16 protein-coding genes and 2 pseudogenes are annotated in these 16,822 nt (G+C 33.9%); 3 read left to right on the forward strand and 15 right to left on the reverse strand.

Annotation, left to right across the window (positions count from 1 at the left end; genetic code table 11):
* Nucleotides 1-25: 25 nt before the first annotated feature.
* From fliI to dprA, 12 genes are all read right to left on the reverse strand, one after another.
* Complete coding sequence (gene fliI / locus ACZ42G_RS07130) at nucleotides 26-1,342, reverse strand: flagellar protein export ATPase FliI (RefSeq protein WP_085111984.1); 1,317 nt, start codon at nucleotides 1,340-1,342, stop codon at nucleotides 26-28.
* Nucleotides 1,332-2,099 (reverse strand): FliH/SctL family protein, encoded by a 768-nt coding sequence (locus ACZ42G_RS07135; protein ID WP_464849785.1) that lies wholly within the window; start codon nucleotides 2,097-2,099, stop codon nucleotides 1,332-1,334. The genes fliI and ACZ42G_RS07135 overlap by 11 nt, the downstream gene beginning before the upstream one ends.
* Complete coding sequence (gene fliG, locus ACZ42G_RS07140; RefSeq protein ID WP_464849787.1) at nucleotides 2,092-3,108, reverse strand: flagellar motor switch protein FliG; 1,017 nt, start codon at nucleotides 3,106-3,108, stop codon at nucleotides 2,092-2,094. The genes ACZ42G_RS07135 and fliG overlap by 8 nt, the downstream gene beginning before the upstream one ends.
* An 11-nt stretch (nucleotides 3,109-3,119) precedes the next feature.
* Nucleotides 3,120-4,628, reverse strand: coding sequence for a flagellar basal-body MS-ring/collar protein FliF (fliF, locus tag ACZ42G_RS07145; RefSeq protein ID WP_464849788.1), 1,509 nt, complete (start codon nucleotides 4,626-4,628; stop codon nucleotides 3,120-3,122).
* 24 nt (nucleotides 4,629-4,652) lie between these two features.
* Nucleotides 4,653-4,940 carry a flagellar hook-basal body complex protein FliE gene (gene fliE / locus ACZ42G_RS07150; RefSeq protein WP_085111987.1) on the reverse strand — a complete coding sequence of 96 codons (288 nt, stop codon included), beginning with the start codon at nucleotides 4,938-4,940 and terminating at the stop codon, nucleotides 4,653-4,655.
* A 10-nt stretch (nucleotides 4,941-4,950) separates the two neighbouring features.
* Nucleotides 4,951-5,400, reverse strand: a complete 450-nt coding sequence (gene flgC / locus ACZ42G_RS07155; protein WP_085111988.1) for a flagellar basal body rod protein FlgC — start codon at nucleotides 5,398-5,400, stop codon at nucleotides 4,951-4,953.
* A gap of 2 nt (nucleotides 5,401-5,402) precedes the next feature.
* Nucleotides 5,403-5,813: a flagellar basal body rod protein FlgB gene (gene flgB / locus ACZ42G_RS07160; RefSeq protein WP_014758641.1), complete on the reverse strand. Its 411-nt coding sequence runs from the start codon at nucleotides 5,811-5,813 to the stop codon at nucleotides 5,403-5,405.
* 223 nt (nucleotides 5,814-6,036) lie between these two features.
* Nucleotides 6,037-6,795: a GTP-sensing pleiotropic transcriptional regulator CodY gene (gene codY / locus ACZ42G_RS07165; protein WP_464849791.1), complete on the reverse strand. Its 759-nt coding sequence runs from the start codon at nucleotides 6,793-6,795 to the stop codon at nucleotides 6,037-6,039.
* A 13-nt stretch (nucleotides 6,796-6,808) separates the two neighbouring features.
* Nucleotides 6,809-8,191: an ATP-dependent protease ATPase subunit HslU gene (hslU, locus tag ACZ42G_RS07170; protein ID WP_464849792.1), complete on the reverse strand. Its 1,383-nt coding sequence runs from the start codon at nucleotides 8,189-8,191 to the stop codon at nucleotides 6,809-6,811.
* Nucleotides 8,192-8,204: 13 nt separating this feature from the next.
* On the reverse strand, nucleotides 8,205-8,735 hold the full coding sequence (gene hslV, locus ACZ42G_RS07175; protein ID WP_085111992.1) for an ATP-dependent protease subunit HslV: 531 nt from the start codon (nucleotides 8,733-8,735) through the stop codon (nucleotides 8,205-8,207).
* Between the two features lie 85 nt (nucleotides 8,736-8,820).
* On the reverse strand, nucleotides 8,821-10,872 hold the full coding sequence (topA, locus tag ACZ42G_RS07180; protein WP_464849794.1) for a type I DNA topoisomerase: 2,052 nt from the start codon (nucleotides 10,870-10,872) through the stop codon (nucleotides 8,821-8,823).
* A 44-nt stretch (nucleotides 10,873-10,916) separates the two neighbouring features.
* Complete coding sequence (gene dprA / locus ACZ42G_RS07185; protein WP_085111994.1) at nucleotides 10,917-12,005, reverse strand: DNA-processing protein DprA; 1,089 nt, start codon at nucleotides 12,003-12,005, stop codon at nucleotides 10,917-10,919.
* Between the two features lie 111 nt (nucleotides 12,006-12,116).
* Between dprA and ACZ42G_RS07190 the strand changes: the two genes are divergently transcribed.
* Together ACZ42G_RS07190 and ACZ42G_RS07195 are read left to right on the forward strand one after the other, a co-directional pair.
* Complete coding sequence (locus tag ACZ42G_RS07190) at nucleotides 12,117-12,845, forward strand: ribonuclease HII (RefSeq protein WP_085111995.1); 729 nt, start codon at nucleotides 12,117-12,119, stop codon at nucleotides 12,843-12,845.
* A gap of 4 nt (nucleotides 12,846-12,849) precedes the next feature.
* Nucleotides 12,850-13,218: a YraN family protein gene (locus tag ACZ42G_RS07195; RefSeq protein ID WP_085111996.1), complete on the forward strand. Its 369-nt coding sequence runs from the start codon at nucleotides 12,850-12,852 to the stop codon at nucleotides 13,216-13,218.
* On the opposite strand, the gene trpS is transcribed toward ACZ42G_RS07195, so the two are convergent.
* Both trpS and ACZ42G_RS07205 read right to left on the reverse strand, forming a co-directional pair.
* Nucleotides 13,208-14,191 carry a tryptophan--tRNA ligase gene (trpS, locus tag ACZ42G_RS07200; RefSeq protein ID WP_085111997.1) on the reverse strand — a complete coding sequence of 328 codons (984 nt, stop codon included), beginning with the start codon at nucleotides 14,189-14,191 and terminating at the stop codon, nucleotides 13,208-13,210. The genes ACZ42G_RS07195 and trpS overlap by 11 nt on opposite strands.
* A 14-nt stretch (nucleotides 14,192-14,205) precedes the next feature.
* Nucleotides 14,206-14,697 (reverse strand): annotated as a pseudogene (locus ACZ42G_RS07205) (magnesium chelatase subunit ChlI family protein); the annotation flags it as partial.
* Nucleotides 14,698-14,762: 65 nt separating this feature from the next.
* On the opposite strand from ACZ42G_RS07205, the gene ACZ42G_RS07210 reads away from it, so the two are divergent.
* Nucleotides 14,763-15,377 carry a helix-turn-helix domain-containing protein gene (locus ACZ42G_RS07210; RefSeq protein WP_464852130.1) on the forward strand — a complete coding sequence of 205 codons (615 nt, stop codon included), beginning with the start codon at nucleotides 14,763-14,765 and terminating at the stop codon, nucleotides 15,375-15,377.
* A gap of 222 nt (nucleotides 15,378-15,599) precedes the next feature.
* On the opposite strand, the pseudogene ACZ42G_RS07215 reads toward ACZ42G_RS07210, so the two are convergent.
* A pseudogene (locus tag ACZ42G_RS07215) lies at nucleotides 15,600-16,797 on the reverse strand (IS701 family transposase).
* Nucleotides 16,798-16,822: the final 25 nt, after the last annotated feature.

A 16,822-nucleotide genomic window follows, 5' to 3' on the forward strand; every position in this document is an offset into this window, starting at 1 on the left:
AGTGTACCTGAATTTTTTCACATTATCACCTGTTCAATATATTTTTTAGCATGTTTATTTCGTCGTCAAAGTCATATTTTTCATCTGTCGATTGCTTTATGTAATTTATCATGTCATCATGAAGTAGTATAGCCTCATCTATTTTAGGATTGCTGCCTCTTGCATAAGCGCCAATATTTATTAAATCTTCAGATTCTTCATAAACAGACAATATGTTTTTAAACCGCAACGATAAATTTTTATGTTCATCAGAGACAATGTCATTCATAACCCTGCTGATGCTTGATAAAACATCTATAGCTGGATATTGACCTTTATTTGCCAGCTTTCGCGATAAAACGATATGCCCATCCAATATACCTCTTACTGCATCTGTTATTGGCTCATTTAAATCGTCGCCATCTACTAAAACTGTGTACAAAGCCGTTATTGAACCATGTTTTGAAGAACCAGCTCTTTCTAATAGCTTTGGAAGAACCGAAAAAACTGACGGAGTATAACCTCTTGAAACAGGTGCTTCGCCTATTGATAATCCAATCTCTCTCTGAGCCATAGCAAACCTTGTTACAGAATCCATCATAAGCAATACATCTAAGCCCTGATCTCTGAAATACTCTGCAATAGACGTAGCCACCATAGCCCCTTTGACTCTCATCAATGCAGGAGTATCAGACGTAGACACTACCAATATAGATCTTTTTAGTCCGTCCTCTCCTAAGTCCTTCTCAATAAATTCATTAACTTCCCTTCCTCTTTCACCTATTAGTGCGATAACGTTAATATCAGATTTCGCATTTCTGGCTATCATTCCAAGTAAAGTGCTTTTCCCAACACCACTGCCTGCAAAGATTCCTATTCTCTGACCTTTACCACAAGTAAGTAAACCATCTATGGCTTTTATGCCTAAAGTCATCACTTCACTTATTCTCTTTCTTTCAATCGGATTCGGAGGTGTATTGTTGGCACTGACTAACTTTTTGCATTTTATTGCACCTTTTCCATCAATCGGATTGCCTAAGGCATCAATAACTCTCCCCAACAATTCTTCTCCTACTCCAATTTTTAATTTTTGCCCTGTAGATACAACGCTATTACCTGGACCTATGCCATCCATATCTCCTAAAGGCATCAAATAGACTTTATCATCTTTAAACCCCATTACTTCTGCATAGACAGTAGCACCATTTATTGATCTTATTTCACAGACATCTCCAATATTAGATATAGGGCCTACACTTTCAATTGTTAAGCCAACAACTTGGCTTACCTTGCCATAATACTTGATAAAATTTTTGTCTTGCAATATAGCTTTGCACCTATCAACAAAATTACTATTGCTCATTTAAAACACCTTTTAATGCTTCTCTAATGCTTTCTATTTGGGTTTTTAATCCAGAATCAATCATCCCTGACGGCGTCTGTACAATGCAATCGTACTTGTCGAGGGAAATATCCCTTACAATGTTTACGTCATCAATAAATTTCAAACTTTTCAATAACTTATCCTTGTTTTTGGATAGAAATTCATAATCTTCGTCACTAACTCTAATAGTTACCACATTAGATGCTTCATAGTTTTCTAAACCTTTCTTAACAAGATTAATCACTAAATCTTTATTTTCTTCGATATTAAGATCAATTATTTTCTTTACGCAGTAAATTACAGTTGAAACAATATCGCTTTCAATCTCCTTATGAAGATTTCGCTTTTCGTCTGCAATCATTTCTTTAATCTCTCTTGCCTCAGCTAATAATCCGTAAGTTTGGCATTTACCATCTTCAAGCCCTTTATTCAAGCCATCATCATAGCCTCTTTCATATCCTTCTTTGTACCCATCTCTCTTAGCATTTTCCTTTATCTCTTCAGCTATTTCTTTTGCTTTCTTTATAAGATTTTCTGCCTCATCTTTAGCAGTTTTAATAATTTCATTTTGGATAATACTTATCTTCTCAAGTCGCTTTTTAAATTCCAGATATTTAAAAGACTCATCTATATTAAGTTTATCATCAGAAAGCTCTTTCACTTTTCCCACATGAGGCTTATCAATAATCACAGGAGATGAATTTACACAATCCTCATTTTTAAGTATTCTATACAATTATTTCATCACCTCCACCTCTGGATATGACTATCTCGCCTGCTTCCTCTAACCTTCTTATAATATTGACAACTTTTTGTTGTGCTTCTTCAACATCTTTTAATCTTACAGGACCCATGTATTGAATGTCTTCTTTAATCATATCTGCCAACCTCTTGGACATGTTGCTGTAAATAACTCTTTGCACTTCCTCATTAGAACCCTTAAGCGCAAGGGCAATATCGTGATTGTCTACTTCTCTTAAAACCCTTTGTATAGAGCGGTTATCCAATGTTATAATATCTTCAAATACAAACATGCGTTTCTTTATTTCTTCTACAAGCTCTATATCTTTTGTCTCCAGTGTATCAATGATATTCTTCTCTGTAGATCTATCAACTGCATTTAAAATATCTACAATCGTCTGTATGCCTCCTGTAGACGTGTAATCTTGAGTCACCAAAGAAGATAGTTTCTTTTCCAGTATGCGTTCAACCTCTTTCACAATCTCTGGCGATGTAGCTTCCATTTTTGCAATTCTCATTGCAACATCCGACTGTATCTCTTCAGGCAACGATGACAATATAACACCTGCTTGTTGTGGCTTTAAATACGACAATATCATCGCTATTGTTTGAGGATGTTCATTTTGAATAAAGCTCAATATTTGAGATGGATCTGCCCGCCTTACAAAGTCAAAAGGTCTTACTTTAAGTGTTGACGTAAGCTTGTTTATTATCTCTAAAGCTTGCTGAGAGCCGAGAGCTTTCTCCAAAATCTCTTTTGCATAATCGATGCCACCTTCAATTATGTATTCTTGTGCAATACACATATTATAAAAATCATCCAGTATTTTGTCTTTCTCCTCGGGAGATATATTTCTTATATTAGCTATCTCCAATGTCAATTGCTCTATTTCTTCTTCCTTTAAATGCTTGTAAATTTGTGCTGCTGTCGAAGGTCCTAAAGCTATCAAAAGCATTGCACTCTTTTGTTTGCCTGATAATGTACTTTTCGCCAATGTAGACATCACCATCCATTCTATTCTTCATTTAGCCATGTTCTAATCAATTGAGCTACTATGTCTGGTTTTTGCTTAATAAACTTCTCAATTTGCTTTTTCTTTTCATCTCTCTCGTCATGTACTTCTATATCCTCTAAAGGCTCAACCATAGATATGGCTTCTTCTAATTTTGCAGAAGGCACAGCAAGTTTGCTTCTCTTTTTCATAGCATAGAAGACACCTCCAGCTAAAGCCAATGCACCTAATACGATAAGCCATACATATGGGAATGACTGTTTCCCATTATTTTTCATTTGATTCAATAAATCGTTGTTAAATTTTATTCCCATAACCGAGACAGATACGTTCTTACCTCCAGCGGCATTTGAAACAAGATCTGTAAGCTGCTGTTTCATAGCTGGAGTCAAATTACTGTTGTTTACTACTACGCTTAAAGATATGTTTTGTATTTTACCTTGTGCTGAAGTTAACGTCGTCTTTATCTGATTTATCTCATAATTTATGGTCGTATCTGTCTTGCTATAACTTGAATTTCCATTATTTTGAGTGGTATATGTAGTGCTGCCTGGTGGATTGTTTGTCGCAGTACCGGCTGGTGCTCCATTGCTGGAACCATTGGCTATCTCTTTTATTGTCTGTGTGCTTCTTATAATCCCATTGTTGTCAATCACTGGCTGCCATTCTACTTTGTCTTGCACCTGTTTATCAAAATTCAAGTTTACACTGGCTCTAACTATGACATTTCCTGGCCCAAAAACTTGTTCTAAAAGGGACTGAATATTATTTTGTAAATCATTTTGTACTTTCATTTGAAGGGCATACTGCGAACTTGCCCCATCAAGTGAACTGTCATTTTGAGCTACCAACACTCTCCCATTTCCATCAATAATCGTAACTTTGTCAGGACTTAATCCTTGAACGCTTTTAGATACAAAGTTTGTTATTCCGTTTATCTGCTGATTTGTCAATGTGACGCCGGGTTTTAATTGCAGCATAACTGCTGCTGTCGAAGAATTGTCGCTATTAGACAGCACAAAATTACTCTGATCTGGTACGACTATATTCACTTTCGCGTCCTGTACACCATCTATTGTCTTCAATGTATTTTGTATTTCATTTTGGACAAAATATATGTACTTCTCTCTTCTCTCTTGATCCGTAGTAGCTAATGAATTATTCATTGCATCGCTAAAGCTAAAACCATCTTGTGGTATCCCTTCTGTTGCAAGTTGCATTCTCGCCTCATCTTTGTACTGGGCAGGCACTAATATTGTGCTACCATCTCCTTCAATTTTATAGGGTATTTTCAATTCGTTTTTCAATTTGTCGACTACAGTACCTGCATCTTTTGTACTTAAACCAGAATACAAAACTTCGTAATTAGGCCTATTTAAAATGTACAGAAGCAGTGCAATGCTTCCTATTAATAATAATGCGATAATACCTATTTGAATTTTTTGCTTTTTATCAAACTTATTCCAAAAATTGTCTATCTGCTCACGTATGTTATTTATAAAAACGGGCATTAATTCACCTCATCTCAAAGCATTTTAAACTGGCATTCTCATTATCTCCTGGTAGGCATCAAGTATCTTATTTTTAATCTGAATAGTAAGCTCCAATGCTATATCGGCTTTGGTAGCATCAATCATCACATTGTGTATATTATTGATGTCACCTGTTACTAACATTTGATCATCCTGCTGCGCTTTAAGTTGCAAATTATTCACATCTGAAATAGCTGTTTTTAAAATATCTCCAAAAGAAGAAGCGTTACTTGTTGCGCTTGAAGTACCAACACTACCAACAGCACTTATCTGGGAAATAGGATTTATCATAATCAATCACCTAAGCCTTTCCAATTTCTAATGCTTTTTCTATCATGGATTTGGTTGAATTAACTGCAGTCACATTGGCTTCATATGCCCTTGTAGCAGAGATCATATCAACCATTTCAGAAACGATGTTTACATTAGGATAATTAACGTATCCAGTGCTATCTGCATCAGGATTACCCGGATCATACACGCGGTTAAAAGGCGTCTTGTTGTCCTCCTCAATAGATACGACTTCAACACCATTTCCAACTGTTGATGAACCTCTTGCAGCATTTAACATATCGCTAAAGCTATTTTGATTGTCAATTTCTTTTAAAACCACAAGCTTCCTTCTATAAGGACCGCCATTAGACGTCCTCGTTGTATCTACATTCGCGATGTTTTGAGAAATGACATCCATTCTAAGCCTCTCAGCCGTAAGGCCTGTAGCGCTTATATCAATAGAATTTAAAAATCCCACCGTTAATTACCTCCATCTTTTATCGCTGTAAGTAGAGAATTCAATTCACCACTGACTCTTTGAGCCAACGCATCATAATAAAGCTGATTTTTTGCAAGATTCGACATTTCTACATCAATATCAACATTATTGCCATCTAACCTCATAGATGTACTATTATCCTGAACAATTTGCGGTTCAATATTGTCTATGGATGTCGAATTAATAGGTATATGATTTTTATCCGTAACAAAACCGGCTAATTTATTAGAATTTATAGCATCATTTAAAATGCTTTCAAAATTCACATCAGATCTTTTAAAACCTGGGGTATCCACATTGGCTATATTATTCGATATGACTTCATTTCTAAGCTCTGAAGCATCTAAGGCTTTACTCATAAGATCTACTGTATTAAAGTTGATTCCCAGCATTTATATTCCTCCATTTCAATAATACTATTATTCGACACAAAATTGCATTTTCCTTCAAAAAATATTCAAAAAAGTAGATTATTTTGACATAAAAGCTATGTTATAAATAATGAAAGAAATATATGTCAGTATTTATCAAATTTTGTCAAAATATATTATATCACTGGATGATTTTAAAGACCATAAGAAAAAAGTCCTAAATTTACTTAGGACTTTTTTCGCATTATCTTTTTAATTTTTTAAGCTCATCTATAAGTTTATCATTCAAAATTTTTATGTGGGTTCCTTTCATTCCTAACGATCTGGATTCAATAACACCAGCACTTTCAAATTTTCTCAAAGCATTAACAATCACAGACCTTGTTATCCCGACTTTATCGGCAATCTTGCTGGCTACAAGCAAACCTTCGTTTCCATCCAACTCTTCAAATATGTGAATCACAGCTTCTAATTCTGAATAAGATAATGTTGCCAAAGCCATCTGTACTACTGTGCGTTTCCTTTCATCTTCCTCCATTTCATAATTCTTAGATCTCAGTATTTCTAATCCTATGACTGTAGCCCCGTATTCAGCTAAAATAATATCATCATCAGTAAATTTATCTCCTACTCTTAAAAGCATTAAGGTGCCCAGTCTATTTCCTCCACCAAAAACAGGAACTATAGTTTCAAAAACATCGCCTTTTTTTATAAGCATGGCTTTGCTTTCTTTAGTCAAATTTACAGACGTTTCTGCTATCTTTAAAAGCTCATCATTAAAATCTTCTGAAAGCTGCATCCCTTTGACTATCGATTCATCTATATCTCCCACAAATTTTTCTATATTTTTCCCTAAGAGCTTGCCTCTCCTGCTTACTATAAAGACATCGCAGTTGATAACATCCTTCAGTATCTCAGACAATTCATTAAAATCAACTGGCTGAACACCTGTCTTTTGAAGTACCTTATTTACCTTTCTAATTTTCTCTAATAGTATCCCCATTATTATCCTCCTCTTAAAGTATGTATTTGTTAACATCAAATTTGCTTAAATTATCTTTTAGCTGTTCATTGATATAATTCTTATCGATAATCACTTTGCCACCAGTTATGTCAGGAGCTTCAAACGATAGCTTTTCAAAAAGCTTCTCCATTACCGTGTGTAACCGTCTTGCACCTATATCTTCAGATTGTTGATTTATTATATAAGCAATTTCTGCAATCCTATCTATTCCATCATCTGTGTATTCAACTTCTACCCCTTCAGTGCTCAGTAATGCCGCATACTGTTTTGTCAGTGCATTTTTAGGCTCCTTCAAAATCCTTATGAAATCTTCTTTAGTTAGAGGTTTAAGCTCCACTCTTACAGGAAATCTTCCTTGTAGCTCAGGAATTAAGTCACTTACCTTAGACACATTAAATGCACCTGCAGCTATAAAAAGAATGTAATCCGTTTTAACAGGACCGTATTTTGTCATAACCGTGCTGCCTTCCACTATAGGCAATATATCCCTTTGAACTCCTTCTCTAGATACATCTGGACCATTAGTGTATCCGCTTCCAGCAATTTTGTCAATTTCATCTATAAAGATTATTCCATCTTGTTCTGTTCTCCTGATGGCCTCATCGATAACTTCATCCATATCAATCAAATTTTGGGCTTCTTCAGATTCTAAAATTTTCTTTGCTTCACCTATAGGAACTTTTTTATACTTCTTTTTTTTAGGTAAAATATCAGCAAACATATCCTGCAAATTGATATTCATTTCTTCTGCACCTATGTTTGAATACATTTCTAAGATAGGTGAGGAAGAATCTGTTATCTCAATCTCAATTATCCTATCGTTTAATTCTCCGCTTCTAATTTTTTCTCTTAATTGCTCTTTTTGCATTCTTATTTCTTGCCCATCATCATCGTGAGTATCCTCATCGCCTTGTGCATTAAACAAAAACTCAAACGGATTTTTCTGTCTTTTGCTTTTTCTGCCATTTATCAAGTAATCTAATATTCTCTCTTCTGCAAGCTCTTTTGCCCTTAACATGACATTTTGCATCTTCTCCTGCTTAACCATCCGAATGGCCGACTCAAGCAGATCTCGTATCATCGACTCTACATCTCGTCCAACATAACCGACTTCTGTAAACTTAGTAGCCTCAACTTTAACAAAAGGAGCTTCGATAAGTTTTGCAATTCTTCGTGCTATTTCCGTTTTTCCTACGCCTGTAGGTCCAATCATCAAAATATTTTTAGGCGTTATTTCATCCTTTATTTCATCTGGTAGCAAATTTCTGCGATATCTATTCCTAAGTGCTACAGCCACAGATCTTTTTGCTAAATCTTGACCAACTATATATTTATCAAGTGCGTCGACAATTTCTTTTGGAGTATAATTCTTCATGCTAAGTCCCTCCTTACAAGCTTTCTACTGTTATATGATCGTTTGTATATACGCAAATTTGAGATGCAATCTCAAGGGACTTTCTCGCGATTTCATCTACCGGCAAATCTGTATTGTACCTTAGGGCAAGTGCTGCCGACATTGCAAAATTTCCACCGGAACCAATCGCAATTACATCGTTATCTGGCTCAATCACTTCGCCATTGCCAGAAATGACTAAGGTGACATTTTTATCTGCTGCAATTAAAAGTGCCTCTAACTTTTTTAGAATTTTGTCTTTTCTCCATTCCTGTGCAAGCTCAACAGCAGCTCTTTTTAAATTTCCACCATATTGCTCTAACTTTTCTTCAAACATTTCAGATAAAGTAAATGCATCAGCTACTGATCCAGCGAAACCAATCAACACTTCATCATTGTACAACCTTCTGATCTTCTTAGCTCCGTGTTTTAAAATTGTATTTTCACCAAATGTTACTTGCCCATCACCAGCCATTGAAACTTTATTGCCGCGTCTTACGGCAACTATAGTAGTACCTTTAAACAAACTTTCACCCCCCAAAAAACAATATAATATTAACACAAAATTTATAACATTTCAATAATATTTCAAAATTTTTTATATATTTAAATTACTTTACATAATCACAATTACTGCATTTGATAATCTTTCGCCCTTTTGAATACTTCTCAACAAGCAAGGCCCCACATTTGGGACATGTTTCTGATATAGGTCTATCCCAAAACATAGTGCCACAATTGGAGGAATTTTCACATGCGTAATAAATCTTACCTTTTTTGCTTTTCTTAATGATTATTTTGCCTCCACATTTAGGACATGTAACACCAATTTCTTCGTACAATGGTTTAGTATTTTTACACTCCGGAAATCCCGGACAAGCTAAAAATTTACCATAACGGCCGTATTTTATAACCATATTTCTGCCGCAGAATTCGCATTTAATATCAGTTTCTTCATCTTTTATTTCAATATCTTTCATTTGTTCTTCTGCTATCTTTAGTGAATCATTAAAACCATTGTAAAATTCATCGATGACATCACACCACTTTTCAATTCCTTCTTCTATTCTGTCCAGTTGCTCCTCCATTTGAGCTGTAAATTTTACATCTACTATGTCTGGAAAGAACTCTTTCATTACATCTGTTACAATGAATCCCAATTCCGTAGGTTTAAGATTTTTCTTTTCTTTTATCACATATCCTCGCTCTAACAATGTAGATATTATAGGAGCGTAAGTGCTTGGCCTTCCTATACCTTTTTCTTCAAGCTCTTTTATCAGTGTAGCTTCAGTATATCTTGCAGGTGGCTGCGTAAAATGCTGCTCTGGCTTTAGTTCTTTTAATTTCAAAAAATCTCCGCTATTAAGCATTGGAAGCATCTTATCTTCATTTTCCTCATCATCTGTGTAAACCGCCATAAAACCAGCAAACTTAATTTTAGAGCCACTTGCCTTAAACACATAATTTTTATTAATAATATCAACATTCATCGTATCATATAAGGCCGGTGACATTTGACTTGCCAAAAATCTGCTCCAAATCAATTTATACAATTTATATTGATCTGGCTTTAAGGAATCCTTAATTTTTTCAGGGTCTAAATCTATATATGTAGGTCTTATAGCTTCATGAGCATCTTGAACATTCCCTCCCTTTTTTGAATATGTAGCATTTGGATTTGCATATTCCTTTCCGTATTTCCGCAATATATACTCATAGGCTGCTTTTTTAGCTTCATCTGAAACTCTTGTCGAGTCTGTTCTCATGTAAGTTATTAATCCGAGGCTGCCTTCACCTTTTATTTCTACACCTTCATAAAGTTGCTGTGCAATCATCATGGTCTTTTTCGCAGTAAAACCCAATGTTTTTGAGGCTTCTTGTTGCATTGTGCTTGTTATGAAAGGAGGCGAAGGATTTCTCTTTTTCGTACCTATTTTAACATTTTCTACTACATAATCGTCTGTCAAATCTTCTACTATTTTATTTACATCATTCTCATTTTTTAACTCTACTTTTCCATCTTTTGTACCATAAAATTTTGCTTCAAAAGACTGTGTCTTTTTTTCTTTATACAAATACGCCGATATGCTCCAGTACTCCTCCGGTTTAAAATCCTCAATTTCCTTTTCTCTATCACAAATCAATCTTGTTGCTACTGATTGAACTCTACCTGCACTCAAGCCTCTCTTTATTTTTTTCCAGAGCAAAGGACTTATATTATAACCTACAAGTCTATCTAAAATTCGCCTAGCCTGCTGTGCGTCAACCAAATTCATATCTATCTTCCTTGGATTTTTAATGGCATTCTGGATGGCATTTTTTGTTATCTCATGGAACTCTATCCTGCATTTTTCATTAATATCAATATTCAATAAACTTGCCAAATGCCATGATATAGCTTCCCCTTCCCTATCCGGGTCCGTTGCAAGGTAAATTTTCGATGCATTTTTTGCCTCTTTTTTTAACTTCTCGATTATCGGTCCTTTCCCACGAATCGTTATGTATTTTGGTTCAAAATTTTTTTCAATATCTATCCCAAGCTGACTTTTAGGCAAATCCCTTATATGCCCCATAGATGCTTCGACCTTATAATTTTTGCCTAAATATTTATGTATTGTTTTAGCCTTAGAAGGCGATTCTACTATTACCAAAGATTTTTCCATTTTGATACCTCCAAAACAATTATTAATTATATCAAATTGTCTTATTAATTAAAACTCTTTTCATATTTATTTCCAGGTAACCTGACAATAAGCCCTTTAATCGTCAGTGATGATAAAAGATAATTGACTTTAGATATAGGAAATTTAGTTATCTCCACAATTTCTTCTATATCTCTCGGGCATTCTGATATTATAGCGTACAGTTTTTGTTCTTCACTGCTTAGTGTATTTACGAATCGCTCATTTATTCTTGTTTTTATATCTTCTCTAAAATTATACTCATCAAGTATATCGCTGACACTTGCGACTAACTTTGCACCTTGCTTTATTAGTCCGTTTGTGCCTTGGCTGTAAGCACTTGTAATAATACCTGGAACAGCAAAAACATCTCTTCCCTGTTCCAATGCAAATTTAGCAGTAATCAAAGAACCGCTTTTAACACCCGCCTCGACAACTAATACGCCTAGTGACAAGCCGCTTATTATCCTGTTTCTAGCAGGAAAATTGCCAGCTACAGGAAGATAATCAAGCGGATATTCAGATACAACAGCACCTTTAGAAATTATTTCTTCCATCAATTTTTTATTTTCTTCAGGATATGCTATATTTACCCCGCACCCAAGTACTGCAATTGTCCTTCCTCCAGCTTTTATAGCGCCTTTATGAGCTTGACTGTCGATTCCTCTAGCCATTCCACTTATTATAGTAAACCCATGCTTCGATAATTCGTATGAAAATTTTTCAGACATCGATTTGCCGTACGATGTAGCATTTCTTGAACCAACTATGGCAATTGACATATCATCAGATTCAGTAATATTACCTTTTACATATAAAACTGGAGGCGCATCGTATATTTCTCGAAGTAGCTTTGGGTATTCATCATCATCTATCAATAGAACTTTTACTTTTTCTTTATGTAGCCTTTCTGCGTATTTGTACGGTTCAATTTTTTTCGCTTCTATTATACTGTTTAAAATCCTTCCATTACTAACCACTTGTTTTATATCTTCCAAGCTTGACTTATATACATTTTCTGCATTTCCAAAGTAATCCACAAGTTTTTTAAAAGTCTTTGAACCTACGCCATTAATTGAACTAAGCCAAACAGAAAATACTTTATTCCTATCCATTATTGCACCTCAAATATATATTTAAACATTATCATTATAATAATAAAAAATAAAAAATAAAAGCAGGTATTTTATATATTTTTGTCGAATAAGTATAAGTTGGGTGATAAAATGGTGAAACAATTTTTTACGATAAAAAGTTTAAAAGAGCACATATACAACTATGGATTCGAAATAGAAGGATGCAAGATAAGCAGTAATGCTTTAAGATGGCTTGAAAAAGAAAAAAATAGATTAAATAACTTAATGAAATACGAAAATGAACTTTACAATTTAGATTATAAGTTGATTGGAGGAATTGACGAAGTAGGGCGAGGACCTTTAGCAGGTCCTGTCGTTGCAGGATGTGTCATACTTCCAAAGCAATCATTTATTCCAGATATTGATGATTCAAAAAAATTAAGCGAGTCAAAAAGAGAACTATTGTCTGAAATAATTAAAAAAAAAGCTATTGCATATGGCATTGGCATAATAGATAATGAACACATTGACAGAATAAACATACTAAACTCCACTTATGAAGCCATGAAAGTGGCGATTTCTAATCTTAATATTAAAGCTGATTTTTTGCTGGTAGACGCAATATCAATACCAGACATTGATATTGCACAAATGCCTATAATAAAAGGTGACGCAAAAAGCATCTCTATCGCAGCCGCATCTATAGTAGCTAAAGTTACAAGGGATAACATAATGAGAAAATACGATGAAATGTATCCACAGTATGGGTTTTGCAAAAACAAAGGTTATGGCACAAAAGAACACATAGAAGCTATAAAGAAATACGGGCCATGCCCAATACATAGAAAAACCTTTTTAAAAAGTATATTAGGTGATTGATTACATGAATAATAAAATATTAGGTAATTTGGGAGAAACAATTGCAGAAAATTATTTAAAAAAATCCGGTTATAATATTGTCTGCAAAAATTTTAGATGCTCTATCGGAGAAATAGATATAATAGCGTTAAATAAAGATAGCCTGATTTTTGTTGAAGTTAAAACAAGGACTTCAACTAAATTCGGCTATCCCAAGGAAGCGGTAACGTACCATAAAAAAAGCAAAATCATTAAAGTCGCGGAAACTTTTTTGGCATTTAACGAAAAATATACAAATCATATTTTTAGATTTGATGTAATTGAGATATTAGTAGATCCAAAAACATTTAAGCTTAACAATATAAATCACATAAAAGACGCATTTACGCTTTAGGTAAAAGTCCCATCTTATCCTTAACTTTATTTACAGTTGCCTTTGCAATTTCACTAGCTTTTTCAGCACCGTCTTTTAATACTTCATTTATAAAATTTAAATCTAAGTTTCTGTAATTAGATTGTATTTCCTGAAGTCTTTCTACTATGACATCAACCAGTTCTTTCTTTAAGGTTCCATACCCTTGCCCCTTAAACCTTGCTTCCACGTCTTCTATGCTTATGTCGGTAAATGCGCTGTATAGCGTAAGCAAATTGCTTAAACCTGGTTTATTCTCAGGATCATATCTTATCATGTTCTCTGAATCTGTGACTGCCTTCATGATTTTTTTCTTTACCAGAGAAGGTTCATCTAATAAATTTATTTTGCTGTATTGATTTTCGCTGCTTTTGCTCATTTTTTTATCAGGTTCAGTCAAGCTCATTATTCTCGAACCAGTCTTCAAAATCATCGGTTCAGGTATTACAAAAGTATCGCCAAATCTATTGTTAAATCTTATAGCTATATCTCTTGTAAGCTCTAAATGTTGTTTTTGATCATTGCCTACAGGAACAAAATTCGTATCGTATAGCAGGATATCTGCCGCCATCAGATCAGGATACGTGAACAAACCTACAGAAACAGACTCTTTACCTTTGCTTTTCTCTTTAAATTGAGTCATCCTATTTAACTCGCCAAAATATGTCATGCACTGTAGCAACCAAGCAAGTTCTGAATGCTCTTTAACATGTGATTGAACAAAAATAATCACTTTTTTTGGATCAAGGCCTATGGCAAGATAAAGTCCAGCCAGTTCGATGGATTTTTTGCGCAAAGTTTCTGGATCTTGCGGAACCGTCAATGCATGCAAATCCACAATACAAAACAAACAGCTATAATCATCTTGAAGTTTTACAAATTGTCTCATTGCTCCTAAGTAATTGCCAATATGAATATCCCCTGTTGGTTGCACACCTGAAAAAACTCTCTGCATCTTTCACACCTCTTTCAGTTGCTTATGTATTTATTGTTTAAATTTCTATACTGAAATGCTTCTACAACATGTTCATATTTAACATCATGACTTCCTTCTAGATCAGCAATCGTCCTTGCTACTTTCACTATTTTATTATAAGCTCTGGCACTAAGTCCTAATGTGTCAAAGTATTCTTTTATCATATCTGTAGTTTTTTCATCAAGTTTTATGTATTTTTTTATCATATTATTATTTAGCTGAGAATTAAAAAATATACCACTGCCTTTATACCTTTTTAATTGAATCTCTCTTGCCTTTTTTACTCTATTGCGTATCATCTCTGATGTTTCGACATTTGTATCATCATCAAAATATTTTTGCTTGTCGACGCGATTTACTTCCACATGCAAATCGATCCTATCCAATAAAGGACCAGAAATCTTATTTTGATAACGCCTTATTTCATTAGGAGTACATCTACATTCATGAGTATCGTCGCCCAAATAGCCGCAAGGACATGGATGCGTTCACAAAATACCAAAGTACACCTCAATCTCAATATTTATTTTTTCAATCAAAAACAAATATTATGAACAAAAGTCAGCAGGAAATATCAAAACTAAGTAATATTATAGAAGATTGTCCTACAAATTGCAATATTTTAAAATTACATAGATTGAAACAAGGTTTAACAATTAAAGAATTATCTAATATTAGCGGTATAAGTGAGGAAACGATAATTTCATTTGAAAAAGGTACAAGCAGTCCAAATCCAAATACGTTAAAAAAATTATGTGATGTTTTAAATATCAATATTTCTGAAGTTGTCAAATCAGAAAACAATGATATTAGTTCTATATTAAAATATAACAGATTAATAAAGGGGTTATTAATAAAAGATCTATCAAGACTAAGTGGGGTCTGTCATTCTGAAATTTCTGCTATTGAACGTGGAAATAAAAAGCCGACACCAAAGATACTAAAAAAATTATGTGATGCTTTAAATATTAATATTAATGATATTATTAAACCTCAAGCAAATAATATAGGAGAAAAAATTAGAATTGCTAGAATGAGCATGGGGCTATCTCAAAGAGAATTTGCAAAACTTCTTGGTACCTATGCAAGTACCGTATCTGATTGGGAACTTGGACGACATACTCCAACCGGAAAGTGGATTGAAGTTCTGAGTAAATATATTTAATTTCTAAAAAGAGAAGTACTTTTTTGTATTAGCAAAATAGTGTACTTCTCTTTTTACATTAAAAGTATAGTTACAATAGAATTATAATGTTATTTTCTGGGAAATATTAATTTTAGTTAACAATAATTATGTTATGTAATATAAAATACATATTTTTTAAAAATATTACTATAGATGGGAAAAATTAATAACAGATATTACCATTAAATAGATGCACTACACCTATGCTAATCGTAGTTGTTCTAAAATTTCCTTAATAGATACATTGTTATTAGCTTGATCATATATCCATTGAATACGCTGCCTTTGTACATCTTTGCGAACCATTTTTATTTCTTGCCCCAATTTGCAATATTCATCGCCCGAAGTCGCACAATACAGGTATGTCAATGATATAAGCCATAATAATCTATCTATTGATTTTGTTGAACGTACTTGATATGTATTTAGTCCGAGATTATTCTTTGTCTGCCTAAAGAATATTTCTATAGGTCATCTCTGACTGTAATAATTTAGAATAGTCTCGGTATCTAATTCAGTATCAGTACAGATAAATGCATGTAGAGCATTTTCATTTTTAAAAGCTTTCTCAGGCCAGCACAATACTACTACAGCATTATCTATACCATTTAAGGCTCCTTCATAACGATATGCCCAGTATCTAGAACCGTTTACTGTAACGAGGCAAACTTCGTTCTTTTCAATATATTGGGCAAAGTCTTTTATCTGTATTCTGATGCCTTATGGATAGATAATTCTGTTAGTTTTTAGTGCTCCTATGAGATGGTATCCTCTTTCAAAATGTGCTTCTATTACTTTTTTGTTTATGTACCATGAATCAGATAAACCATATACTGCTCCTTTAGATAGTTGGAAGCATGGATACCATTTCGCATATTCTTTCGATTTTGCTTTTACCACCTTTTTCATAGCGTTCAATACAGTAAGGTAATACTACTTTGCCGCAGGATAGCATCATGGTAAGAAGCTGATGTCCCCAAACTTGTTTCCCTTTTAAATGCGATTGATGGAATCCTGTTGCCTGAATAGAATGCTTAGCCTGTGACGAAGGCTTTGTCTTCTCAGCAATAGTATCATCAAAAATCACAAATATTGGTTTGTTGCTAGTCTGAGATAATTCAAATATAATGCGAATAACTTCTTGCCTTAAAGCTCTCCATGCATACTCTATATTCCAAACACCTTGGCTTAAGAATTTACCAAAGGTGGTTCTATGGCAATTAGCAAGGCTTAAATTAATTATGTGAGTAACAGTACCACTATAACCCTTTTGAGTGGCAGCAATTATAAATTCTAAAATATGACGAATAACAGATTTAGTAAAATATAATGCAAAATTTAATTTCATTAAGTACTGGATTATTGATGGATTTTCTGTTATTCTATTATTATAAGACATTTGCTCCACTCCTATGGTTAATATT

The sequence above is a fragment of the Thermoanaerobacterium calidifontis genome, assembly GCF_055381745.1.